We start from the raw sequence: 25,185 nt of genomic DNA on the forward strand, positions 1-25,185 counted from the left end.
ATATTTGTTTTTAATTATTCTAAATAACAATTGCGTTGTCAAATTTATAAATTTTTAATTAAGTACCAAATAAAAAATGCAAAAAAATAAAACTTAACGTATTGATTACGAGATATATAACCTATGTCCAAATAAAAATAAGTCAACACCATTTTTTTTAATCAACGTTATAAATAAATATATGAACAACGAAATTTTGCCTCACGAAGGAGTGATAAACGACACTTTGAATCACTTTTCGGGGAAATTTGAAAACATTTTTCATCAGGATAATTATGATCACTATCGTTCCGCTATCAATGACACTTTAGACCTGGTCGGAACATTTCTTCATAGAAACGACAAACCATTTAGCGGAATAGAAGCTAAAACAATGAAACAAAAGGTTCAGCACATTGACCTGAACCAAAAACTCTCTTCTTATGAAGAGCTCCTGAATGAGGTGGATGACATCTACGTAAAGCATGCCACAGCCTTTCACCTTCCTCAATATGTAGCCCATCTCAATTGCCCTATTGTAATTCCAGCATTAGCCGGAGAAATTCTTGTGAGCGCTATCAACTCTTCACAGGATACTTATGATCAGAGTGCCGGCGGCACTTTTATGGAAAGAAAACTGATTGACTGGACAGCAGAAAGATTAGGGTATTCTTCTGAAAGTGATGGTGTATTCACCGCAGGAGGTTCACAAAGTAATCTGATGGGATTGGTGATGATGCGGGATGTCTTCTCTCAAAAAAACTTACATCACAACATCAAACAAGACGGCTTACCGCCTGAAGCCGGCCGTTTTAGAATTTTCATTTCCGATAAAGCGCATTTCAGCAATTCAAAGAATGCATCTATTATGGGGTTAGGGGAAAAATCCATAATAAAAGTTCCCACTGACCATGAATTCCGGATGGATATTACATTGCTTCAGAAATATATGAAGCGTGAGATCGAATTAGGAAATATTCCTATCGGGATCATAGCAACCGCCGGAACAACAGATTTTGGCAATGTAGACCCATTGGAGGATATTGCGAATATCGCGGCTCAACATAATATCTGGATGCACGTAGATGCAGCATATGGTTGTGCCTTACTTTTAAGCGCGAAATACCGTCATCTTTTAAACGGCATTGAAAAAGCAGATTCTGTAACAATAGATTATCATAAATCATTCTTCCAGCCGATCAGCAGTAGTGCTTTCATTGTTAAAAACAAGAGAGAACTTCGAATCCTTAAACATCATGCCGATTATCTGAATCCTGCAGAAATGGATGAGGAAGAGATTCCTGCACAGATCAATAAGTCTATTATACAAAGTACCCGTCGATTTGACGCCTTAAAACTTTGGTTTACCTTAAGAATAATGGGGCAGGAACAATTGGCTGAATATACCGACAGGGTGATTGATCTTACTAAAGATGCAGCAGCAATGATCACTGAAGACCAGGAATTTGAATTGCTATCGCATACTGACCTTAGTGTATTGGTATTCCGTTATCTGAGAGACGATATTGAAGATCTGAATGCACTGAACTTACATATAAAAATGAAATTGTTCTACAGTGGAGAGATCCTGGTAGCAAGTACCAAGGTTGATGGTAATTTCTATCTGAAATTTACTTTCCTGAATCCTATTACTACTACTGAAGATATTCATCAAATATTAAACACAATAAAAAAGCATGGAGAAAATTTTGGAACAACAAACTAATGTTGCAGAAAAAGCGCTTACCATTACAAGCAGAATCTTATTGAATGGTATGTTGCGGGAACTGGGGAACGGAAGATTTTATGAAGGAGTTCCAAAATATGATACCCTTACAGCCCGGGCACTTCAAAACAGCAATTACCCGCTATACATAAGATTTGAATTAAAAAAGAGCAATCTGTTTTTATTCGCCCCTGTTGCTTATCGTTCCGAAAGTTCATTTCACGATTATGCAATGCCTTTATGGGCCGTTGATCATAAAAATGAAAGCATTTTTGAGGTGGATATCGACCAGCTGACAGCTTTGGTTTATAAAGAGCTTTCTGAGCAATTCAGTGAACAAGGGTTGGAATTATTTACTAAAAGAATCCAAAGCAGCTTCAGAAACCTGGAACTGATCATGAATGCTGGTGCTCAGGAGAATGATCCTGTGTCTTACTCCTTTCTGGAATCTGAGCAGAGGCTTCCGGCAGGGCATAATCTTCATCCTTTTACCAAAGCAAGGATGGGATTTTCAAAAGAAGAACAGCTTTTGTATGGTCCTGAATTCAATAAAGAGATACAGCTTGAGTATTTTTTAGTGCATAAAAACAATGTTGTAGAAAACTCTGTTTTAGAGATCTCCTACAATGAATTTCTGAAAAGCATCGTTTCTCTGCCTTCGGACTTTGGAAAAAATTATCTTAAAGAAGGGGAAAGCCTGTCCGACTTCTATATCGTTCCATGTCATCCCTGGGAAGCCAGTTATCTTTTATCGATAAAAGAAGGCTCGGAAATGATAGAAAACAGGACATTAATTCACATCGGAGCCCTGGGAGAAGGATTTTATTCAACATCTTCTATAAGAAGCATGTACAACCCTCATATTCCATGGATGCCAAAGTTTTCCCTGAATGTTCTTTTAACCGGTTCGATCAGGATCAACACTGAAAAAGATTTAAAAAGAGGCTATGCTTCAGCATTATGGCGTAAGCACGCAGCTTCAGCATTTGAAAAGGATTTTAATCAGTTCAAACTTCTTTTAGAACCTGTAACATTGGCAGTCTACCACAATGATAAAAACATTGATAGTCTTAATTTATTAGTTCGCGAGAATCCGTTTTTACCTGAAGATAAAATACTTTTACTCGCCAGGTTATGCCAGGATGAGCCTGCTGACGGAAAGACTTTTATACAGAAATTTTTCTCGGATGTTTCAGATGTCCTGGGAATGGGTCTTGAAGAATCCATAACCACATGGTTCGAAAAGTATATTAAACTATTAATCGCTCCATTAAACCACTTATACAGCCATTATGGAATGGCTCCTGAGGCTCATCAGCAGAACCTGTTGATTCAGCTGGATGATCAATTGCTTCCTCAAACACTTTTTGTAAGAGATGCACAGGGTTATCTCCTCAGAGAAAGTTCGAGAGACCAGTATACCGGGCTGGCTAAAGAATATCCGGAGATTGAGGATCTCTTTATCAAAGATGAGCGTCTTTTAGATATCATTTCTTATCATGTACTGGTGAGCAATTTTTCAGCACTTATCGCCTCATTAGGAAAAACAGGGTGGATAAGTGAACGAATGCTGATTGATATATTATACCGGGAGTTTGATGCCGTTCACCATGAGATGCCTTCAGCGTTTACCAACTATGCCCTTCAAAACAGGTATTGGGGAACCAAAACAAACTTTAAGGCAGTAGCCAATGAGATTGATGGAATTACCAGTGCCGGGGCTATTTCTTATGCCAGGATTCCCAATCTTCTTTACAAATATTTCTTCTCGGATCAGCTGATCAATCCAAAAGGAAACGATGTGTTCTTCAGGCGTTATTTTCAGAAAGAAGATGTTACAATCAGTATGCGTCCTATTAACCTTGATGAAGATCTTGAAATGCTTCATGAATGGTTCAATCGTGAGCATGCTGTAAAAATATGGCAGATGAACTGGCCGATTGACGAGCTGGAAACCTATTACCGACTGATGTTACCGGGTGACGAAGCCCACAGCTATATTATTTCGAGTAATGATGAACCTTCCTGCAATATTGAAGTTTACTGGCCATGCCGGGATATTGTGGGAGATTATTATGATGTAATGCCTACAGACTATGGGACGCATCAGTTTATAGCTCCGACAGATCCTAAAAAGAAATATGTTTCTCCTTCCACACAATCTATGGTAGATTACGTATTTGCCCAACCGGAAGTTGGAAAAATGGTAGGAGAAGGCTCTGTAGATTCTTTTGCATCCATGATGAATAAGGCACATGTAGGCTTCAAAATAGAAAAAATCATTGAAATGCCACACAAAAAAGCCAATCTGAACTTCTGCTACAGAGAATGGTATTGGGAAAAATTCCCACAAAACAAAGATGTACAAATCACCGCAAAAATCGCTGAACATGACTAATGAAACCATATATAATGTAATAGGAATAGGTATCGGGCCTTTTAATTTAGGGCTAGCTGCTTTATCCAATCCTATATCTGAATTAAAAACACTTTTTCTTGATCAAAGGGATGGCTTCGACTGGCATCCGGGATTAATGATAGACCACGTAACCCTTCAGACACCGTTTTTGTGTGACTGTGTTTCGATGGCAGATCCTACCAATCCCTTAAGCCTTCTTAATTATCTTAAAGAAACCAACAGGTTATATAAATTCTTTATCAGGGAAGATTTCTTCATTCCCCGAAAAGAATACAACCGCTATTGTCAATGGGTAGTCAGCCAATTGCCACAATGCCGTTTTTCCACACAGGTTGTCGATATTATTTATGAAGACGGACTTTATCTGATTACCACGCTTCACACCAAAACCAAGGAGGCGGTAGTTTTTAAAGCGGAAAGACTCATCCTTGGTACCGGGACACAGCCCCATATTCCTTCATTTATTCCCAAAGAAGATTCCAGGATCCTTCATACAAGTTCTTATTTGTACAGAAAAGAGGAGCTTTTAGCTAAAGGCCGTAAAATAGCCGTAATTGGTTCAGGGCAAAGTGCTGCGGAAGTCTTTTACGATCTTCTTCAAAGCCGCAATGAAAATACGGAATTAGGATGGTATTCCCGACCTGACCGGTTTTTCCCGATGGAATATTCAAAGCTTACCTTAGAGCTTACTTCCCCTGATTACGTAGATTATTTTTACAGCAGAAACGAAGCTGCCCGCAAAGCTATCTTAAGCAAGCAACAGGCACAGTTTAAAGGGATCAATTATGACCTGATCAACCAGATCTACGATTTTATCTATGATCTGAATATTGATAATGCCGATCCAAAGCTTACGATCATTCCCAACAGCCAGCTGGATCGGGTAGATAACAGCAATACAGAACGTCTTACCCTTGAATTTACACAATTGGAACAGGATATCCCTTATGAACAGGAAGCTGATTATCTCGTAATTGGAACAGGATACCGTTATCATGAACCTTCATTCTTAAAAAATATTGAATCAAGAATTAAAAGGGATTCCAACGGGTTATTTGCCGTGAACAGAAATTACTCAATAGATCATAACGGAGGTGAAATTTATGTGCTTCATGCAGAAGTCCATACCCATAGCTATATTTCTACCGACCTTGGAATGGCGGCTTACCGTAATTCTTATATCATCAATGATATTCTGGGAAGGGAGCATTATAAAATAGAAAAGAAAATAGCCTTCCAGGATTTTGACGTTGAAAAACACGCAATGCCAACCGCCAAAATATAATGAATAATGAGTAACGATAATACGATAATTAACCAGAAACACTGGCTACAGGCTAACAGGGACCTTATGGCCAAAACAATCGCCGAATTAATGCATGAGGAGCGATTAAAGCCTGTCGCTGTATCTCAAGATGAAGAAGGATATACCACCTTCAGCCTTGAGACAGGATTTGAAAACATAGAATATAGCTTCAGGGGACAGGAAAGAATGATGGATTTCTGGCATATTGATAAAGCCAGTATTACAAAAACAGAGAATGGCGAAAAAACCGACATCCTTAATATTCCTCAATTTTTCCTTGAAATGCAGGCGGTTTTTGATCTTGATTCCAATACATTAGCAAAATACACAGAAGAATTACTGCATACTTTATATTGTGATTCCCTGATCTTGTCCAGAGGGATTATGACTTCAAAGGATCTGGCATCCAGTAATTACCAGACAGTAGAGCACCAAATGACAGGTCACCCATGGGTTATTGTCAATAAAAGCAGATTAGGCTTTTCACCTACTGACCTTGAAACCTTTGCCCCGGAAGCGGATAAGAGCTTAAAAGTCCTTTGGTTTGCCGCTCATAAGAGCAGATCATCTTTTCATTCTTTAGGGCATATCGATCAGGAAGAATTTTACCGCTCTGAAATCGGGGATGAATTATATCAGAATTTTCAACAAAAACTGATCAACAAAGGAAAATCAGTTGAGGATTATCATTTCATCCCGGTGCATCCCTGGCAATGGGAACATAAGTTAAAGATCCATTTTGCCGGAGACCTTGTCTCCGGAATATTAATTCCGATGGGAGAGGGTAATGACGTTTACAGCCCGCAACAGAGCATCCGTACTTTATTCAATGCAGATCATCCTGAGAAGAGATACTTAAAAACGGCTGTCTCTATTCTGAGTACCGGAAACATCAGAGGACTTTCCCCTAAACAGATGAAAATAGCACCCTCCATTACAGATTGGGTAAAAGGACTGATCAAAGGGGATGCTTATCTGGAAAATAAAGGAACCATATTTCTCGGTGAAGAAGCTTCAATCGCTTATCACCATCCGCAATACGGTGCTATTACAGGCGTCCCATATCAATATAATGAGTTCCTGGGAGCATTATGGCGTGAAAGTGCCGGATCTTATTTAAAGGAAGACGAAGAAATGTTTACCATGGCTTCATTGCTCTATGTGGATCAAAACGGAGTTCCCCTGGTACAAGCTTTTGCTGAAAAAGCAGGAATCAGTGTAAGACAATGGATCACAGAATATCTCGACGCTTATCTTACTCCTCTTCTTCATATCTATTACACCCATTCTCTTTGCGTAACACCTCACGGAGAAAACATTATGGTGGTATTGAGAAACGGGCTTCCACAAAGAATTGTTATTAAAGATTTTGTAGATGACATTGTTTTAACGACAGAAGCCAGAGAAAAATTACCGGATCATCTGGCAGACGGCTTGATTCAGTCCTCAAACAAAGAAAATGTTCCATTGTCCATTCTTCTTGGGGTTTTTGATGCCTTTTTCAGATATTTATCAAACGTTCTTCATACCTATTCGGATCTTAAAGAAGAAGAGTTCTGGACACTTGTTCATGAATGTATAGAGCATTACAAAAATCAAAACCCTGATTTAAAAGACCGCTATGCAAAATATGATCTGTATGTTCCGTCATTCAAAAGATTCTATATCAACAGTGTACGCTTGAAAAATAACGGTTACAGTGAAAACAAAGCATTTGCTATTCCAAAGAAAGATGGTGCTTTACCCAACCCATTGTACCAGATAGCCAATAAAAATTCTGTTGTGGCACTATGAAAAAGTTCCTGCATCTTGTAAAAGACGGTTCTGTATTTGCGTACGGAGCATTAGCCGGGAGAAAAACCGAGCTTACCAGCGGAAGCATCAACCGTTCAATCTTCAGTTTAGCCATTCCTATGGTGATGGAGCTTGTTATGGAATCTGTTTTCGTGAGTATCAATCTTTTAATTATTGCGAAGCTTGGAGATAAGGTCCTCGGACTTGTTGGTATTACAGATAACTACATCAATTTTGCCAACGCGATTGCCATCGGTCTTGGGATAGCGGCTGCTACATTAACGGCAAGGAGAGCAGGTGAAAAAGACAAGGAAGGAATGGGACAAACGGCACAGTATATCATACTGCTTGCGTTTGGATTTGCCCTCTTGGTTGGGGGACTGTCATTTATTTTCGCATCCGATATCATCGGCTTTCTCGGGATTAAACCCGATAGTATTGATCATGGAGTCCTTTTTTCCCAACTGGTATTTTTAAGTATCGGATTGGTTATTCTGAGGCTTTCCATTAACGGGCTTTTCAGAGGGGCCGGGGATGCTTCCCTTGCTATGAAATCCCTTTGGCTTTGCCATATATCGAGTATGGTATTCGCGGTCATCTTTGTTTTCGGACTTGGTTTTATTCCTGCTTACGGATTAATGGGATTAGCTTATGCTACTGTTTTATCCCGTCTGCTCGCGGTAATATACCAGTTTTTTATCCTCCTTACAGGAAAAACTAGCATCAAGATCGGTACGAAGTTTCACTTCGACCTTTCCTTAACAAAGAAAATCCTCAAAATTACCTTTGGCGGACTGGTTCAGTATATTATTCCTGCCTCCAGCTGGCTGATTATGGTGAAGATTATTGCAACCTTTGGAACCACCGCACTTGCAGGTTACATTATTGCCCAAAGGATAGCTTCTGTGGCAACCATGCCTGCCTGGGGAATAGGAAATGCTGCGGGAGTTCTTACGGGCCAGAATCTGGGAGCAGGAAATCCGGATCGTGCGGAAAAAACCGTATGGAGGGCAGGAGGAATCAACATGACATATCTCGTGGCTGTTGCTTTATTCTGGCAACTGGCAGCGGAATATGTTGTTACCTTTTTTACTTCGGAAGCCCAGGTCGCTCAGTATGCAGTCCAGTATATCCACGTGGTTTCAATGGCTTATTTGTTATTAGGCTTTACAATGGTGATCAGCCGCGCACTTAATGCTGCCGGAAATATCATGCAGGTAACCCTGCTGTATATGATCATGTTTTATGTTATTCAGCTTCCTTTGGCTTATCTCCTTGGAGTAAGGCTTCAATGGGAACTGAAAGGAATATTTACAGCTATCGTTTCTTCGGAAATTGTACTGGCTGTGCTTTTCCTTATGATCTTCAGAAATGGTAAATGGAAAACTATAAAAATTTAAAATGCACACAACAGACGAATTTTATGAAATTATTGCATCAGCAATTGCAGTAAAAAAAGAAATGATTGATGAAAACCTTACCTACCAGGAAATCCCGGAATGGGATTCTATGTCCCATCTTCTTATAGTAGAAGCATTGGAACAGTTCTACCAAATAAAGTTTGATTTTAATGATATTCTTGAAATGGGAACTGTAGGAAAGATCCGCGACAAAATGAAAAAATACGATGTACTCGTAGAAAACTAAGTATATGAAAATTTTAGAAAATGTAATTGCCAACAGAAGCCTCTCTTTTATAGAGGCTTCCAGTGGCAAAAGTGTTCCGGTAGGAACATTGTACCGGTCATTAGGCCTGAATCCTGTAGAAAAAGGATTGATTTTTTTATACAATGACAATCAGCTGTCCAGTATTGAAGTTTTACTGAACTTCTATGGTACGGCTCATGCCATTGCAATTCTGGGACAAAAGCTTCACCCGGACTTCAAAGAACGCCTGGAAGCAGAATACCGTCCGAAATACATCTTTGATCCGTCACGGGAAGAGCTTCAGGGATATTCATCCAGAGAATTCTCAGAAACAATTAAAATCTTTGTTAAAGAAGATTATAAACCGGAAGTTTCCATTCATCCGGATATTAAGATTCTTTTAAGCACCTCGGGAACAACAGGAGTTCCTAAGCTGGTTAAGCTTTCGGATGAGAGTCTTTATAAAAATGCGGTGAGTATTCTGCAATATATGCCTATCCTGGAATCGGATGTAGTTCCGTTAAATGTCCCGATTAATTTCGTGTATGGTTTTTCGATTTTCACTACCAACTGTATGCGGGCAGGGAAAATAGTATGCACGGATAAAGATATTATGCAAAAGGCATTCTGGGATGAAATGGAAGAGTACGGATACAGTACACTGGGTGGCGTTCCATACCTTTATGAAAATCTGAACCGAATAGGCTTCTTCAGAAAAGACAGTAAAAGCCTACGATACATGACCCATACAGGAGGGGTGATCAACGGAGAACTTCGAAAAACGATCTTCAATTACTGTCATGAATTTGAAAAACAATTCTTTGCCCAATATGGACAGACAGAAGCCGGAGGAAGAATGGCTTACCTCAGTACCGATGGACTTCTTGAAGAAGAAACGTCTATTGGTAGCCCGGTACACGGCGCAAGCTTTGAGATCGATCCGGAAACAGATGAACTTCTTTTCTTCCATGAAAGTATATGTGGAGGATATGCCAATACACTCCATGATCTTGCAACTTATGAGCAACCCAAAGTGCTTCGTACAGGAGACACCGCCAGGAGAGGACAAAATGGACTGTATTATATTACAGGAAGAATAAAACGCATCATGAAGCTATTCGGAATTCGTCTCAACCTGGATGAGGTTGAATTTATTCTTAAAAATGAACTGGAGGGAAGCACATTTGTATGCCTGAATTCCAATGACAAAAAGATCATTGTATTATATGACAACAATGAAATTGATCCTCAGATTATCACTGAAACCATAAAGAATAAATTACGCATCAATCCTCAATATGTACGCACGGAACATATAGAGACATTTCCATTATCACAAAACGGCAAAATAAATTATCCCCTGTTACAAAACCTTCAGCATGAAAACATTTAGAACCCTTATATTACTTTTACTTCTTGTCAGCTTTCCCGTAATTGTCTCTGCACAACAGAGCGAACGTGTCAACGGCAAGATCATGCTGTCTGATAAAGCACCGGTAAAAAACGCGCTTTTAAGACTAGTAAATACGCCTTATCAGGCAAAAACCAATAATTCAGGAGAATATTATTTTGACAACGTGCCGCCTGGGGAGTATACTCTTCAGGTGGTTTTAAATGATATCGAACTCACACGTGAAACCATTCGTATTGAGAAAGATGTCTATGAAATCCCGGTTATTTATACCGCGGTGGAGAACAATGTTATTGAAGGAATTACCGTATATGCTGTAAGCAGAAATAAATTTCTCGATAAGGACAGTACTTCAATTGCTAAAATGCCGTTGAAAAACCTGGAAAATCCACAGATGTACACCAGCATCAATCAGCAGATCCTTAAAGAACAGCTTGTTTATGATGTTTCAGATGCTTTGAAAAATGTTCCTGGTGTTGTAAAAATGCAGGGAAGCGCCGGAAGAGCAGGAGACGGAAGTTTCTACTATAACTTAAGAGGTTTTCCAACAAGAGTTTCTATGGTAGACGGTGTCCCGGCAACCACCAACTCTGAAATTGATCCTTCAGATATTGAACGTATTGATGTAATCAAAGGACCTTCCGGAACATTATACGGTGGAGCGGTAACATCATTTGGCGGACTGATCAATGTTGTAACCAAAAAACCAAAAGATTATTTCGGGGGAGAAGTTTCCTATTTATTGGGAAGTTATAACCTGAATCGTGTTACAGCTGATGTTTATGGTCCAATCACCGATTCCAGAAAAACTTTATTCCGATTAAATGCAGCATATCAGTATCAGAACGGATTCAGGGATTCTGAGTTCAGAAAGTCTATGTTTGTTGCTCCTACACTGAGTTATCAGGTTAATGACAGATTAAAGTTCAATCTTGGAGCGCAGATTTATACCTACGAAGGAACGAATACGCCGATTATTTTCCTTGCCAGAACACGCCCGTTTGAAGCACATACTCCACAGGAGCTTGGATTTGACTGGAAAAGATCATATTCCAACAATGATATGAGTTTAAAAGCTCCGTCTATCAATGTAAAAGCTGAGGTTAATTATAAAATTTCCGACAACTGGAGTTCGCAGACTTTGATTTCGAGAAACTACAGAAAAACAGAGGGATTATACCAGTATCAATTTATCCGATCACCTAAAAGAGACGATATGCTGGAACGTAACGTACAATGGCAGAATTCCGAAGGAGCTTCCACAAGTATCCAGCAGAATTTTAACGGACAATTTAAAATTGGGAAAATTAAAAATAAACTCCTGATCGGATTGGATTATTTAAATCAGTCACTGAACAATAATAATTCTCCAATCGTTAAGTATGATACGATCAACGGAAGGGATCTTACGGGTAAATACGGTGCAATATCAAAAGATCTGGCTCTTCAGAAAATACAGATTTTCACACAAAATGCTATTACTAAAACAGGAAAATCGCCATTGGAAAGAAATACAATTTCAAGCAATATGTATGGGGCTTATATTTCTGATGCCGTTTATATTACCGACCGTTTAATTACATTGCTTAGTTTACGTTTTGATCATTATGAAAGTAAAGGTCAACTTGACCTCAATACCAATACGAATACAGGTGCATTCAATCAGAATGCCTGGTCACCGAAACTGGGTATTGTTTACCAGGTATTTAAAGATCGCCTGTCTGCATACGCCAACTATATGAATGGTTTTAGCTATGTAGCTCCGAGCTCTCAGCCGCTTCCAGATTATAGCGGAGATTTTAAACCTCAAAGATCTAATCAATGGGAAGCTGGAATTAAAGGAAATTTGTGGAGAAACAAGGTGAATTTTACGATCGGATATTACAATATCCTTGTCGACAATATGCTAAGGGCAGACGTTGTGATTCGAGATGGAAAAGGGTATAATGTAACCATTCAGGATGGAGAACAAAGAAGTAAAGGAATTGAAATTGAAACCATTTTAAACCCTATCCATGGTTTAAATATTATGGCAGGATATTCATACAATGACAGTAAATTTGTAAGATCCGCGGCCAATGTGGAAGGCCGCCGTCCTTCATCTTCCGGTCCTGCAAATGTATTCAATTCATGGATCAGTTACATACTCCCAATCAACGGACTACAGGGATTAGGTATAGGTTTCGGACTTAATCGTGTAGGTAAACAAATAACAGTGGATAATGCAACTACAGGACAATTTATATTTCCTGCCTATACATTGATCAATGCTTCTGTCTCTCTTGAAAAAGAAAGATACAGACTAGGATTTAAAATGAATAATTTAGGGAATGCCCAATATTTTGCAGGGCAAGGTGTTGTAGTAGCCCAAATGCCTCGTAATTTTGTAGCTGAGGTTAGCCTTAAGTTTTAATAATGAATTCTAAATTGAGAAAAATCACATATCAATTACATCTATGGCTCGGACTAATGTCCGGGCTTATAGTTGTAATAATGGCAGTTACCGGTTGCATCCTGGCATTTGAAAAAGAATTAAAACATACGTTCTATCCTGAAAAATATTTTGTCAGATCAGTTAAAAATGAAAAGCTCCCATTTTCGGAACTAAAATTGAAAGCTAAACAGGCATTACCTGACAGCTTAAAACTTAGCAGGGTAGAAATATCTTCCGATCCTTACCGCAGTTATGCATTCCGTTCCCTGAAAATGAATGACGAAGCATAGACATATTGGGGAACTTATATTTATTATTACAGGGTTTATATAGATCCTTATACCGGAAAAGTTCTTGCAGTTGAGAACGCCAAAACCGACTTTTTTGAAATTGTGATGGATCTCCACAGAAGATTATTGCTTGGAGAAAAAATAGGAAAGACCATTACGGGATATTCCACACTGATTTTAGCGATCATGCTTTTTTCCGGCTTAGTGATCTGGTATCCCCGTAAAATGAATAAAAATGCATTGAAAGGCATGTTTTTTATTAAAACATCAGCTAACTGGAAAAGAATTAATTATGACAGTCACAATGTTCTGGGTTTTTATGCTGTGATCCCTCTGCTTCTGATCTGCTATTCCGCAGTGATATGGAATTTTGAAAATATTGATCAATGGGTAAAGAAAACTTTAAACGGAAAGGCCCACACTGAACAAAAAGCTAAGAGTACAGTACCCGCCACCGGGTTCTCCAATCAAAAAATGATCCTGGATATCGTAGGGAATAAAGTGGAAAAAAGTCTGGCAGGTAAAAAATCCGCATTGATCAGTTTTCCCAAAAAAGAAGAGGGAACGTACTATGCAGAGATAACATATGGTGATAAACAATACCAGAATGAGCAATTCAATTTTGATCAATATACCGGGGAAACTTTAAAACATCAATTGTATAATGACAAAAATATCGGGAACGGAACCGCTCTAAGAGGAAGAAATTACGATCTGCATACAGGAAGTATTCTGGGTACGGCAGGCAGAATTTTATATCTCATTGCTGGTTTAATTGCGGCATCACTTCCCATTACAGGATTTATGATTTATCTAAACAGGAAAAAAAAGAAACCAACAAAAAGGAGTCATGCAAAAATTCATAAGCGAAGACATTCCTTTTTTCAAAATAGCCACTAAAAAGAGTAATAAAAATAGTACTCATTTTTATGGGCTTAAAAAATTATGAAATCAGTCTCTTTACATTTTCAGATAAAATTCTGATACTTTGTTCCATTTCTTCGAAAGTTAAGTTTCCAAATCCCAGCCTCATTGCCGTAAGATTTTTGTTTTGATACAATAATGTTTTAGGAATGAATAGGTTATTTTGAGCGCAATTCCTGCTGAGCTGCATAAGGTTCAGGGGAACATTCCACTCAATCCAGATCGCTAAGCCACCTGATGGTTTTTGGAACCGTATATATTCCCCAAGATATTCTTCCAGTAAAAGAGCGAACTGGTCCCTTCTTTCCTGATAAATCTTGACCGATTTCTTAAGATAACGATGAATTTCTCCTTCAGCAATCATTTCACCCAATACCTGCTCCATAAGAATATCACCCTGACGGTCTATAATTCCCAAATATTTACGCAATTCAGTCATCAGGTTTTCCGGAGCCACAATAAATCCTGTCCGGAATCCCGGGGCAAGTGATTTTCCGAAAGAACCGGTGTAAACAACCATTCCGTTTGTATCTGCACTTGCTAAAGGAAGGATAGGACTCTTATCATAATGGAAGTCATAATCGTAATCATCCTCCAGGATCACAAATCCAAATTCGTTCGCCAGATTCAACAGCTCTAGTCTTCTTTGAGCACTTAACGTTACCGTGGTAGGATAGTGGTGGTGAGGAGTGAGATATAACATCCGTATCTTTTGCTTTTTACAGGCCTCCCTTACATATTCCACCATAATTCCTTCTTCATCGATAGGAACAGGAACAATATGAACCCTGGCTTTCTCCAGTATCATATTAACCGAAAAATAGCTCAGTGCGCCTACCAATACAGTGTCGCCTTCTGATAAAAGTACTTCCGAGACAATATAGATGCTCATTTCCGTACTTCTTGTAATAAGCAGATTTTTTTTGGAAATAGGAAGCCCTCTTGATAGATTCAGGTAATGAGAAAGGTTCTTTTTAAAGAATTCACTTCCGTCATGATTATAATGGCCAAGCATTTTATGATGTGCTTTACGCTTGAGAATAGCACTGTAAATCTTGGAATGCTGGTCAATCTGTGTTAACCTGATATCCGGTACCCCATCATTCAACAGATATTCACATGCAGAATGCTCAAATGGGTTATCGAGGATATTGGACGTTTTAAAAGAAAAGCCTGTTGTTTTCGGATAATGTTCAAGGTCATTGGTTTCAAAATTTTTAACCTTTGTAGGCTCATCCTTATTTTTCCCGATAACAAATGTCCCCTTATTCGGGATGCTGTCTACCCAGCCCTGAGCAAACAGCTCATCATATACGGCAACAATTGTATTACGATGTACTTCAAGGGTTTGACTTAAAGCCCTGGTTCCCGGAAGTTTGGTCCCAAAAGGAAGGTAACCACGCTGAATCGCATTGATCAGCTGATTGGCAATCTGCATATATATTGAAGCGTCTGAACTTCTGTTAATTTTGACAAAACTCTGATAAGGAATTTCAACCGGACTATCCATAATATTAAAACTGGCACCATTCAACCATCCGGCAATATACTACATTTGAATCAAAATAAAAATACATGGAATTTTACAATCTATTAGAACGTATTGTAAAAAATAATGAGGTTCATGCCAAATGGCTGAATACATTATCTTTTATGGAGAATGCAGGAGCCAGAAAAATTTCCAGCTGTGAGCATCCTACCCAGGTGAGCCAGATCCAGCTAAAACATGCAGCAGAAGAACACCGCCATGCCTACTATCTGAAAAAGCAGATCGGAAAGCTTAATCCCGACTTTTGTAAAACCTATGAAAAAGAAGAGCTTCTGGCTTCATTGGCAACCCGTCAATATCTGCACTCTTTGGATATTAAAGCGTGTAAATATTTACAAAAGGCATTTTCCTTAACCAAAGAAGAGCTAAAATATGCTGCTTACCTTTTTGTAACCTATGCCATTGAAGTACGTGCCGATGAGCTATATCCCATATATCAGGATATCCTGACTAAAGAATCTTCTAAAATTATGGTAAAGTCAATCATTCTTGAAGAAGAAGGACACTTAGAGGAAATGATCAATCAACTGAATGAGTTTTCACCAGACTGGCAGCTTCATGCAGAAGAGATTCTTAAAATTGAACATCAGTTACATGAACAATGGATCAGCTCCATTACAAAAGAAGTAATACAGCTGAATTAAAAATGGGAGGGGGTCAATTAGCTCATTTCCAGCAGGCATTGGATAAAAGAAGAGAGCAGGGAATCTTCAGATCTCTCCGGCCTAAGCTTGAAGGAACAGATTTTTATTCTAATGATTATCTGGGTCTGGCACAAAATAAAGCATTTCAGCATTATTTGCTCGGGCAGGTTCAGAATAATCCTGCATTATTAGCAGGCAGCACAGGATCAAGACTAATCAGTGGTAATAGTGCAGTAGCCGTTCACACGGAGGAATTTATTGCCCACCAACATCAATACGATTCAGCATTGCTTTTTTCTTCCGGATACAATGCCAATCTGGCTTTGTTCTCAGCCCTGCCAGGAAGACAGGATACTATTATTGTAGACGAACACATCCACAGATCGGTACACGATGCCTGCTGCATCACCCATGCAAAAAAGATCAAGTTTAAACATAATGACCTTATCAGCTTAGAAGAAAAATTAAGCAAAATTCAGGGAAACTGTTATATTGGCATTGAAAGCCTGTATTCGATGGAAGGTGATTTTGCTCCGATCCAAAAAATTGTTGAGCTGGCAGAACAATACAATGCCCATCTCATCGTGGATGAAGCTCATTGTTTTGGTGTTTTAGGATATGGATTAGTTAATGAAAATCAATTACAGGACAGGGTTTTGGCTACTGTGATAACTTATGGTAAAGCTTTAGGGGCACATGGAGCAGCTATTTTAAGCAGTCGGCTGATCAAAGACTATCTCATTAATTTTGCGTCTCCTTTTATTTATACCACATCAGCACAGGATGTTCAATGGAATTCTGTAAAAGCCGGTTATGATTTCCTGAAAATCCATCCTGAATTAGCATTAGAACTACAGCACAATATCACCCTTTTTAGAAAACAAGGACTTCAAAGCCCTTCAGCAGAAAGCAGCCCGGTACAGGCTATTGTTATTCCTGATAACCAACAATTACAATTGCTGCAAAAAACATTATCGGAAAAGGGAATGCTCACCTATGCAATCTACAGTCCAACCGTGAAAGAAGGAACAGAAAGATTGAGGGTATGTCTGCACAATTTTAATACCGAAGAAGAGATTATTGAGCTTGCCACAACAATCAGAGAAATTATGTGAATGTAAAATAACGAAATCACAGAATTGAGGATTTGTAGTTGATTATCAAGAGGTAAAAGCCTTCTACTTTTTAACAACATTATAAATCCACAATTTTAAGATTCAGCAAGTAAGCTGTTCAGCGATTTCGCCTTTAAACAATATTAAACCTATGAAATTATTTGTCACCGGAATAGGAACCGAAATAGGAAAAACAGTTTGTTCAGCAATTTTAACCAACCATTTTAAAGCAGATTACTGGAAACCCGTTCAATCCGGAGATCTGCATTATACGGACAGTATGAAAATTAATAATTGGGTGGGACATGAGGTCTGTTGTTATACCGAAACCTACCGTTTACAATTGGCAGCTTCTCCTCATCAATCTGCAGCAGCAGAAGGAAAACAAATCAGTGTTGACGATTTTCAGTTACCGGATACATCAAATACCCTGGTCGTAGAGGGAGCCGGAGGATTAATGGTACCACTTTCGGATCATGAATTTATGATTGACCTGATAGAAAAACTGCAATTACCTGTTGCCCTGGTAGTCAGAAATTATTTAGGATGTATCAATCACACTTTGTTATCCATAATGGCTTTAAGAGAAAGAGGGCTTTCATTAAAATACCTGATCCTTAACGGATCTTTTCCAACCGATACAGAACGGGTGATCATCAACTATATAGAAAAAGAAACCCATATCATCAGAATACCTGAGATAGATTCAATTACAAAAGAAAACATAGAAACAATATCAAACAATTTAAAACACGTATACAATGGATAAAACAACAAAACTTAGAAATGACTGGACGAAAGAGCAAATAGAGGAAATATTTAACCTGCCTCTATTAGAACTTGTATACAAAGCTGCGACCGTTCACCGGGAATGGCATAACCCTGAAGAAGTACAGATTTCAACGTTATTATCAATAAAAACAGGAGGTTGCGTGGAAGACTGTTCCTATTGCGGACAAGCTGCACGCTATCATACGAATATCAAAGTACAGGCCTTACTTCCTACAGAAAAAGTAATTGAACATGCTCAAAAAGCCAAAGATTCTGGATCTTCAAGGTTCTGTATGGCTGCTGCGTGGCGTGAAGTACGAAACAACAAGGATTTTGATCGCGTAATCGATATGGTGAAAGGAGTAAACGAGCTCGGATTAGAAGTATGCTGTACATTGGGAATGCTCACAGAAGAGCAGGCAATACGTTTACAGGAAGCAGGGTTATATGCTTATAACCACAATCTGGATACCTCTGAACAGTATTATGAAGAAATTATTTCAACGCGTACATTCGATAACAGGATCAATACCATTAATAACGTTAGAAAAGCAGGAATTACTGTATGCTCCGGAGGGATTATCGGTCTTGGGGAAACCAATGGGGATCGTATTTCCATGCTGCTGACATTAGCTACAATGCCTAAACACCCGGAATCTGTTCCGATCAATGCCTTAGCCAGAGTAGCCGGAACCCCTCTTGAAAACAATCCCAAAGTAGATACCTGGGAAATGGTGAGAATGATCGCTACCGCAAGAATTGTAATGCCATCATCAATGGTTCGTTTGAGCGCGGGACGCATCGAGATGACCGAAACCGAACAGGCATGGTGCTTTATGGCAGGAGCTAATTCCATTTTTACCGGAGAAAGGGAAACTCTTTTAGTAACCCCAAACCCTGGAGTTTCAGAAGATATGCAAATGCTCAATACCCTCGGATTGAAACCGATGAAAAAAAGAGAAGAAGCCTTTGTGAATAGTGAAAGTTAGAAGTTAGAGGTTAGAGGTTAGAGGTTAGAGGTTAGAGGTTAGAGGTTAGAGGTTAGAGGCAAAATTACAGATAAGTCCAGGTCTTTATTCTTTATTCTTTTCTCTTTTCTCCTCTTTTTCTCCCCTTCATCATACACACTAAAACAACACACAATATAAATCAATCTATGCCGAACGAATTACAAAAAAGAGACCGGGCCGTGAACTGGCATCCGTATACTCAGATGAAAACAGCTGACGATGCAATTCCTATCGTCAAAGGAAAAGGAGTATATCTCTATGACAATGAAGGTAAAAAATATATCGATGCTGTTTCATCATGGTGGGTTACTTTGCACGGACATGCTAATGAGCATATTGCCGAACGTGTTTACAGTCAGCTGAATACATTAGAGCAAGTTATTTTTGCCGGATTTACCCACGAACCAGCGATACAGCTTTCTGAAAACCTCCTGAAGCTATTACCGGATAATCAGGAGAAGGTTTTTTATTCAGATAACGGATCTACTGCGGTAGAAGTTGCTTTAAAAATGAGCATCCAGCATGCTTACAATCAGGGAAAATCAAAAACAAAGATACTTGCTTTCAAAGATGCTTATCATGGAGATACCTTTGGAGCAATGTCAGTGAGCGGAAGAAGCATCTGGACCCAGCCTTTTGGCGAAATGCTGTTTGAAGTAATCTTCATAGATACTCCGAATTCTGAAAATCTGGAAGAATTAAAAATCCGGATTGAAGGTTTTGCCGATGATGTGGCCTGTTTTATTTACGAACCATTGATACAGGGAGCTGCCGGAATGCTGGTACACCATGCTGAAGATCTTAGTAAGCTTATGAAGTTCTGCAGGGAAAAAGAAATCATCCTGGTTCAGGATGAAGTTTTTACAGGATTCGGAAGAACGGGAAAACTTTTTGCAGCGAATCACCTGTCCGAACAACCTGATATCATGTGTTTTTCAAAAGGATTAACAGGCGGAACAATGCCAATGGGTATTACAACCTGCTCAGAAGTGATTTTCAATGCTTTCTTATCCGATGATAAGTATAAAACTTTATTCCATGGGCATTCCTTTACAGCAAATCCTTTAGCCTGTGCTGCGGCACTTGCCAGTATGGAGCTTTTATTACAGCAAGATACACAACTTGCCATTGAAAGAATCTCCCAACAACATGCTGATTTTACAAAAATCCTTCAGCAGCATGAGAAAGTGGAAAATGTCCGCCAAATGGGAACCATTCTGGCCTGGGAGCTCAAAACGGATCAGGGAACTTCGTATTTTAATGAGACCGGAAAAAAGATCTACAATGAATTTCTGTCCAGAGGAATTATCATGCGCCCGCTGGGAAATGTGATGTATCTGGTTCCTCCTTATTGCATTACCCCAGAAGAGCTTGACTTCATTTATGAAAATATCATAGACGTTCTTAACCTATTTCTGAAAATGAAATAGCCCATACTCTCGCTGCCGGCAACGATACACAGATTTAAAAAAACACAAAATTATGATCTGTTACATTAAGCATGGTATGCGAGAGTATATTTTTGCATCTTTTTTCGCTGATTGGGGGAGATACTGAAGAAAAGTAAATCTTTAATTCCACGCTGTCTAAATTTAAAGTTTAATGATCAATTTTTCCCATGAATATTGATTCTTACCCCTTAAACTCTTAAATTAGCTCCTCATAATAACTATTACAATGATTCTTGAAACAGAGAGATTAGTCCTCAGAGACCTCCATGTAAGTGATAAAGAAGCTCTTTTCGAATACCGGTCAGATGCTGAAACCAATGAATTCCAAAGCTGGATCCCCAAAACAATAGATGAAGTGGAAACTTTTATTCTTAGAAATCCTAAAGAATTCAATCAGCCGGAAACCTGGTATCAGCTTTTGATTACGGACAGGAAGACAAATGACGTGATCGGGGATGTTGGCATCCATTTTATAGACAGTGACAACAAGCAGGTCGAATTTGGAATTACCCTGAACAAAAAACACCACCATAAAGGGTATGCTTCAGAAACATTGAAAAGCCTCATTGATTTGATGTTCAAAGACCTTAACAAGCATAGAATTACAACCTCTGTTGACCCCGCAAACAAAAGTTCAATTGATCTCATGAATCGTATAGGTTTCAGAAAAGAAGCTCATTTTGTTGAAAGCTTATATATAAATGGTGTTTGGGTTGATGATCTCGTTTTTGCTTTACTGCAAAAAGAATGGCTTAATAAATAGCTTTTTGAATATATCTGGCACAATTTTGCCATGCTATTTCAAAATATCACTACGTATTTAATTAAATATTTTTAGCGCATGAAAAATTTGGTAAACCTGCTTCTGATACTGATCACTTTCGGGCTTACACCCGCACAAAAACTCATCCACAAAGAAATTTTCAGCCCACGGATGAACAAAAATATTAAAACCATTATCATTACACCCAATATTAAGCCTAAAGAAACGTATAAAACAGTTTATATTCTTCACGGGTTCAGTGGGAATCCGGACAGGCTTGTAAAGGAAGACCTGCCTAATCTGCTTGACAAAGCCAAAACCTACAACACGATTTATATCCTACCTGATGGCAATTACAGCAGTTGGTATGTAGACAGCCCTTTGAAAAAAGACTCACAATATCAGACTTTTATCGGAAAAGAGCTGGTAGACTATATCGATAAGAATTATCCTGTAAAAAAAGAGAAAAAGTACCGTGGTATCTTAGGATGGAGTATGGGTGGCTATGGTGCGTTAAACATCGGCGTAACTTATCAGGACACTTTTGGGATTGTGGGAAGTTCATGTGGAGCTTTAGACCTAAAATCTATTGGAAAAGGTTACGAACAATACAAAGTTAATGAGGTTTTAGGCCCTTTGGAAAAGCTTGATCCAAAGTTTCTTACGGACAGTAAAATAGAGAAAATGATCAGCGCTAATCAAACCTATATTTTCGATTGTGGTACTGAAGATCAGCAAATGATCATGATGAACAGGAAATTTCATGAAAAACTCGTAGCCAATAAAATCCAGCATCTATACACAGAATCACTGGGCGGCCACACTACGGAATACTGGAGCAGATCATTATCAGATCAACTGGCTTTATTCAATAAATATTTTGATAACAAATAATCAAAAATAATTTGAGATAGTGACTTCAAAAATCTAAGAAATCATACTAACTATAAAGTATCGAATAAGCCTCACATAAAGCAAACTAATCTTTTACAGCCATTTCATTTCCTATTGAAATGGCTTATTTTTTGGATGTTCATTCTAAATTAATTTCTATGATATCCATACTGCTCTTAGAACTCAACTGGAAAGAATTACTGATGGGACATGAGGAATGGTCATTTATTCTTGAAATCATTCTTCGTACGGCTATTATGTTTCTGACGATCATTATTGGCCTCCGGGTTCTAGGCAAAAGGGGTGTAAAACAACTCTCGATTTTTGAACTTGTTGTGATTATCGGTTTAGGTTCTGCCGCCGGAGACCCCATGTTCAATAAAGACGTCGGAATTATTTCTTCCATCATTGTTTTCCTCGTGATCATCATTATGTACAGCATCATTACCTATCTGATCGGAAAATACAAAAACGTTGAAAAAGTCATTGAAGGAACTTCTATCTGCCTTATTAAAAATGGGAAGTTTGCTATCGAGAACTTCAAAAAAGAAAATCTGGGAAGCGATGAATTTTTTGCAGAGTTAAGATTAAAAGGCATATCACAGCTGGGACAGATCGAAACAGCTATTGAAGAAATTTCAGGAGAAATCAGCGTATTTTATTTTGAAGATGCCCAGGTAAAATATGGTCTCCCTATTATGCCGGACTCTTTAAAAAAAACCGTAAAGTACATCGATGAAGAAGGATATTATTCATGTACTTTCTGTGGACAAACGGAAATAAAAAATCAGGGAAATGCAGGAGATTGTCCTGTTTGTAAAAAAGATGAATGGGTATTGGCAAGCGATAGGAAAAGAGTGACATAAACATCAATTAAAGTTTAAAAAAATTCCTAAACTGTAAAAATTGAGTTCTAGTAAAAACTTTTTTTCATTTAGCAATCTTTATAAATCGCGGTACTCCTGGCAAACTTAAAAAAACAATCCTGATCATCTCATGATAATTAAAGTTTCCTAAAATCTAAGTGTTCTTTTTTCCTTATATTTGTTATCCCAAGTATCAGTTTTAAATAAAAACTGTGAAAAGTCTCATTAATCATTAACCCTTTTTATAACATTAATTTCCTCTTTACATGGTAATATCTGTGTAAAGCAATGGAAGAATACTTGTAAAAAACACTCAAATACCCGATAATTACACGTGAAGATTCACAATAAAAGAAAATACCTCAGTTTTCTTAAGTTTAAAAGAGATTTTCAGAAATATGGTCTCGAGAAAGTACGCAGCTATGAACTTGTACTTCATTGGCTAAGCAACAGACTCAGCCGCAGCCAGTTTCTTATTCTTTCGGGTATCCTGGTTGGATGCACTGCCGGACTGGCAGGTGTGATCCTTAAAACATTGGTTCATACCATCCATTATTTCATTGTCAATAAAGTCCATTTTGAATATCAGATCCTTTTTTATATTGTTTTTCCTTTTTTAGGAATTGTACTGACCACCAGTATTGTTCTTACTTTATTTAAAGGGCAGGACAGGAAAGGAATCGGCGCCATTCTTTATGAGATAGCTCAAAACTCCAGTATCGTTTCTTCAGTAAAAATGTACTCGCAGATTGTGCAGAGTGCCATTACCGTAGGATTGGGAGGATCTGCAGGGCTGGAAAGCCCTATCGCCGTTACCGGTGCTGCCATAGGATCAAATTATGCGCAGACTTATCGTTTAGGATATAAAGAAAGAACTTTGCTTTTAGCTGCAGGAGCAACAGCAGGCATTGCGTCCGCATTCAATGCCCCGATAGCAGGAGTAATGTTCGCATTTGAGATCCTGTTGACGGGAGTTGTCTTTTCCGATTTTATTCCGCTTGTAGTTGCTGCGGTCTGCGGAAGTCTTTTATCCAGGATATTGCTTCAGGAGGATATCCTTTTCAGGTTTCACGCCAGAGAATCTTTTAATTACCACAATGTTCCGTATTATCTGATATTAGGTATTGTTACAGGTTTATATGCCAGATATTTTGTGATCATCTCCCAGAAAGTAGAACATTTTATTAAGGAGCTGAAAGTTTCCCGCATCCGTAAGGCAATGATCGGAGGAGCCGCGTTGTCTTTACTTTGCGTCCTGTTTCCTCCGTTATTTGGTGAAGGTTATGAAACAGTAAAGGATTTCACCAATGGAAATACCCATTTTATAATTGAAAACAGTCTTTTCAGATACTTTGAAATCGGAAACTGGACGGTCATTATTTTTCTGGTCCTGATATGCCTGTTAAAAGCTTTTGCGACTTCTATTACCATTTTCAGCGGAGGGAACGGAGGGAACTTTGCACCTTCACTTTTTGCGGGAGGTACGGTCGGTTTTCTTTTTGCCATGATCTGCCAGCAAATAGGGTTTGAGGATGTTCCTGTTACCAATCTGGTTCTTGTAGGAATGGCAGGCGCTATGAGTGGCGTACTATATGCACCTCTTACGGCTATATTTCTTATTGCCGAATCCAGTTTCGGGTATGATCTTTTCATCCCGTTAATGATTGTTTCTGTAATGTCCTATTTAATGGCAAAGTGGTTTTCCCCGATATCTCCGGAGCTAAAAAACATGGCTGATGAGGGCAAAATATTTACCCATGAGCATGATAAAAACCTGATGTCTTCACTTCGTACAAAAGAATTGATAGACCGGGACTCCCAGACTATCAGCCAGGATGCTCCCATTAATGATTTGTATGAACTGATCAAAAATGGAAAAAAGAACATATTTGCAATAACGGATGATGAAAAAATGCTGAAAGGAATTCTAACATTGGACGATATCCGGCCTTTGCTTTTTAACAGGGATAAAGATGCGTCATTCACCATCCAGCAGCTTATGAAAGCTCCGCCTGCAGTTATTCACCCCGAAGATGAGCCTTTGAAGATCATTCAGATTTTCGATGAAACAGGGGTTTGGAATTTACCTGTTGTGGATGCTCAAAACCGTTTTATCGGCTTCATTTCAAAATCTACCGTTTTAATGAGCTACAGGGAATTGCTGAAGGAATATTCCGATTAGAATCCTTTTA

18 protein-coding genes and 1 pseudogene are annotated in these 25,185 nt (G+C 38.6%); 18 read left to right on the forward strand and 1 reads right to left on the reverse strand.

The features are described from left to right. Positions 1-181 precede the first annotated feature (181 nt). From AC0INN_RS06085 to AC0INN_RS06125, 9 genes and pseudogenes are all read left to right on the forward strand, one after another. Complete coding sequence (locus tag AC0INN_RS06085; protein WP_306612301.1) at positions 182-1,705, forward strand: pyridoxal phosphate-dependent decarboxylase family protein; 1,524 nt, start codon at positions 182-184, stop codon at positions 1,703-1,705. Further along, positions 1,677-4,103, forward strand: a complete 2,427-nt coding sequence (locus AC0INN_RS06090) for a GNAT family N-acetyltransferase (RefSeq protein ID WP_273647997.1) — start codon at positions 1,677-1,679, stop codon at positions 4,101-4,103. The genes AC0INN_RS06085 and AC0INN_RS06090 overlap by 29 nt, the downstream gene beginning before the upstream one ends. Next, positions 4,096-5,409 carry a lysine N(6)-hydroxylase/L-ornithine N(5)-oxygenase family protein gene (locus AC0INN_RS06095; RefSeq protein WP_273647998.1) on the forward strand — a complete coding sequence of 438 codons (1,314 nt, stop codon included), beginning with the start codon at positions 4,096-4,098 and terminating at the stop codon, positions 5,407-5,409. The genes AC0INN_RS06090 and AC0INN_RS06095 overlap by 8 nt, the downstream gene beginning before the upstream one ends. A gap of 6 nt (positions 5,410-5,415) precedes the next feature. Further along, the gene (locus AC0INN_RS06100; protein ID WP_273647999.1) at positions 5,416-7,224 is read left to right on the forward strand and encodes an IucA/IucC family protein; all 1,809 of its coding nucleotides are present in this window, start codon (positions 5,416-5,418) and stop codon (positions 7,222-7,224) included. After that, positions 7,221-8,624 (forward strand): MATE family efflux transporter, encoded by a 1,404-nt coding sequence (locus AC0INN_RS06105; protein ID WP_273648000.1) that lies wholly within the window; start codon positions 7,221-7,223, stop codon positions 8,622-8,624. The genes AC0INN_RS06100 and AC0INN_RS06105 overlap by 4 nt, the downstream gene beginning before the upstream one ends. A 1-nt stretch (position 8,625) precedes the next feature. Then, positions 8,626-8,871: an acyl carrier protein gene (locus tag AC0INN_RS06110; RefSeq protein WP_172282766.1), complete on the forward strand. Its 246-nt coding sequence runs from the start codon at positions 8,626-8,628 to the stop codon at positions 8,869-8,871. A 4-nt stretch (positions 8,872-8,875) separates the two neighbouring features. After that, the gene (locus AC0INN_RS06115) at positions 8,876-10,264 is read left to right on the forward strand and encodes an AMP-binding protein (RefSeq protein WP_273648001.1); all 1,389 of its coding nucleotides are present in this window, start codon (positions 8,876-8,878) and stop codon (positions 10,262-10,264) included. Next, complete coding sequence (locus AC0INN_RS06120; RefSeq protein ID WP_273648002.1) at positions 10,251-12,695, forward strand: TonB-dependent receptor; 2,445 nt, start codon at positions 10,251-10,253, stop codon at positions 12,693-12,695. Before AC0INN_RS06115 ends, AC0INN_RS06120 begins: the two co-directional genes overlap by 14 nt. Positions 12,696-12,697: 2 nt before the next feature. After that, positions 12,698-13,906: pseudogene (locus tag AC0INN_RS06125) on the forward strand (PepSY-associated TM helix domain-containing protein). A 43-nt stretch (positions 13,907-13,949) separates the two neighbouring features. On the opposite strand, the gene pdxR reads toward AC0INN_RS06125, so the two are convergent. Then, positions 13,950-15,440 carry a MocR-like pyridoxine biosynthesis transcription factor PdxR gene (gene pdxR / locus AC0INN_RS06130; RefSeq protein WP_172282759.1) on the reverse strand — a complete coding sequence of 497 codons (1,491 nt, stop codon included), beginning with the start codon at positions 15,438-15,440 and terminating at the stop codon, positions 13,950-13,952. Positions 15,441-15,505: 65 nt separating this feature from the next. On the opposite strand from pdxR, the gene AC0INN_RS06135 reads away from it, so the two are divergent. From AC0INN_RS06135 to AC0INN_RS06175, 9 genes are all read left to right on the forward strand, one after another. Beyond that, positions 15,506-16,123, forward strand: a complete 618-nt coding sequence (locus AC0INN_RS06135; protein ID WP_273648004.1) for a hypothetical protein — start codon at positions 15,506-15,508, stop codon at positions 16,121-16,123. Then, on the forward strand, positions 16,081-17,238 hold the full coding sequence (locus AC0INN_RS06140; RefSeq protein WP_273648005.1) for an aminotransferase class I/II-fold pyridoxal phosphate-dependent enzyme: 1,158 nt from the start codon (positions 16,081-16,083) through the stop codon (positions 17,236-17,238). Before AC0INN_RS06135 ends, AC0INN_RS06140 begins: the two co-directional genes overlap by 43 nt. Before the next feature lie 151 nt (positions 17,239-17,389). Further along, the gene (bioD, locus tag AC0INN_RS06145; RefSeq protein WP_273648006.1) at positions 17,390-18,007 is read left to right on the forward strand and encodes a dethiobiotin synthase; all 618 of its coding nucleotides are present in this window, start codon (positions 17,390-17,392) and stop codon (positions 18,005-18,007) included. Continuing rightward, on the forward strand, positions 18,000-18,998 hold the full coding sequence (bioB, locus tag AC0INN_RS06150; RefSeq protein WP_273648007.1) for a biotin synthase BioB: 999 nt from the start codon (positions 18,000-18,002) through the stop codon (positions 18,996-18,998). The genes bioD and bioB overlap by 8 nt, the downstream gene beginning before the upstream one ends. A 167-nt stretch (positions 18,999-19,165) precedes the next feature. Further along, a complete protein-coding gene (gene bioA / locus AC0INN_RS06155) occupies positions 19,166-20,449 on the forward strand; it encodes an adenosylmethionine--8-amino-7-oxononanoate transaminase (RefSeq protein ID WP_273648008.1) in 1,284 nt (427 codons plus the stop codon). Positions 20,450-20,696: 247 nt separating this feature from the next. Beyond that, positions 20,697-21,233 (forward strand): GNAT family N-acetyltransferase, encoded by a 537-nt coding sequence (locus tag AC0INN_RS06160; RefSeq protein ID WP_273648009.1) that lies wholly within the window; start codon positions 20,697-20,699, stop codon positions 21,231-21,233. 78 nt (positions 21,234-21,311) lie between these two features. Then, on the forward strand, positions 21,312-22,127 hold the full coding sequence (locus AC0INN_RS06165; protein ID WP_273648010.1) for an alpha/beta hydrolase: 816 nt from the start codon (positions 21,312-21,314) through the stop codon (positions 22,125-22,127). A 158-nt stretch (positions 22,128-22,285) separates the two neighbouring features. Beyond that, positions 22,286-22,993, forward strand: a complete 708-nt coding sequence (locus AC0INN_RS06170; protein WP_273648011.1) for a DUF421 domain-containing protein — start codon at positions 22,286-22,288, stop codon at positions 22,991-22,993. Between the two features lie 334 nt (positions 22,994-23,327). Continuing rightward, positions 23,328-25,175 (forward strand): chloride channel protein, encoded by a 1,848-nt coding sequence (locus tag AC0INN_RS06175; protein WP_273648012.1) that lies wholly within the window; start codon positions 23,328-23,330, stop codon positions 25,173-25,175. Positions 25,176-25,185: the final 10 nt, after the last annotated feature.

Source organism: Chryseobacterium subflavum, assembly GCF_055762745.1.

Coding starts and splice junctions, on each gene's coding strand:
- AC0INN_RS06085 (WP_306612301.1), top strand. CDS start 182: ATGAACAACGAAATTTTGCCTCACGAAGGAGTGATAAACGACACTTTG.
- AC0INN_RS06090 (WP_273647997.1), top strand. CDS start 1,677: ATGGAGAAAATTTTGGAACAACAAACTAATGTTGCAGAAAAAGCGCTT.
- AC0INN_RS06095 (WP_273647998.1), top strand. CDS start 4,096: ATGACTAATGAAACCATATATAATGTAATAGGAATAGGTATCGGGCCT.
- AC0INN_RS06100 (WP_273647999.1), top strand. CDS start 5,416: ATGAGTAACGATAATACGATAATTAACCAGAAACACTGGCTACAGGCT.
- AC0INN_RS06105 (WP_273648000.1), top strand. CDS start 7,221: ATGAAAAAGTTCCTGCATCTTGTAAAAGACGGTTCTGTATTTGCGTAC.
- AC0INN_RS06110 (WP_172282766.1), top strand. CDS start 8,626: ATGCACACAACAGACGAATTTTATGAAATTATTGCATCAGCAATTGCA.
- AC0INN_RS06115 (WP_273648001.1), top strand. CDS start 8,876: ATGAAAATTTTAGAAAATGTAATTGCCAACAGAAGCCTCTCTTTTATA.
- AC0INN_RS06120 (WP_273648002.1), top strand. CDS start 10,251: ATGAAAACATTTAGAACCCTTATATTACTTTTACTTCTTGTCAGCTTT.
- pdxR (WP_172282759.1), bottom strand. CDS start 15,440: ATGGATAGTCCGGTTGAAATTCCTTATCAGAGTTTTGTCAAAATTAAC.
- AC0INN_RS06135 (WP_273648004.1), top strand. CDS start 15,506: ATGGAATTTTACAATCTATTAGAACGTATTGTAAAAAATAATGAGGTT.
- AC0INN_RS06140 (WP_273648005.1), top strand. CDS start 16,081: ATGGATCAGCTCCATTACAAAAGAAGTAATACAGCTGAATTAAAAATG.
- bioD (WP_273648006.1), top strand. CDS start 17,390: ATGAAATTATTTGTCACCGGAATAGGAACCGAAATAGGAAAAACAGTT.
- bioB (WP_273648007.1), top strand. CDS start 18,000: ATGGATAAAACAACAAAACTTAGAAATGACTGGACGAAAGAGCAAATA.
- bioA (WP_273648008.1), top strand. CDS start 19,166: ATGCCGAACGAATTACAAAAAAGAGACCGGGCCGTGAACTGGCATCCG.
- AC0INN_RS06160 (WP_273648009.1), top strand. CDS start 20,697: ATGATTCTTGAAACAGAGAGATTAGTCCTCAGAGACCTCCATGTAAGT.
- AC0INN_RS06165 (WP_273648010.1), top strand. CDS start 21,312: ATGAAAAATTTGGTAAACCTGCTTCTGATACTGATCACTTTCGGGCTT.
- AC0INN_RS06170 (WP_273648011.1), top strand. CDS start 22,286: ATGATATCCATACTGCTCTTAGAACTCAACTGGAAAGAATTACTGATG.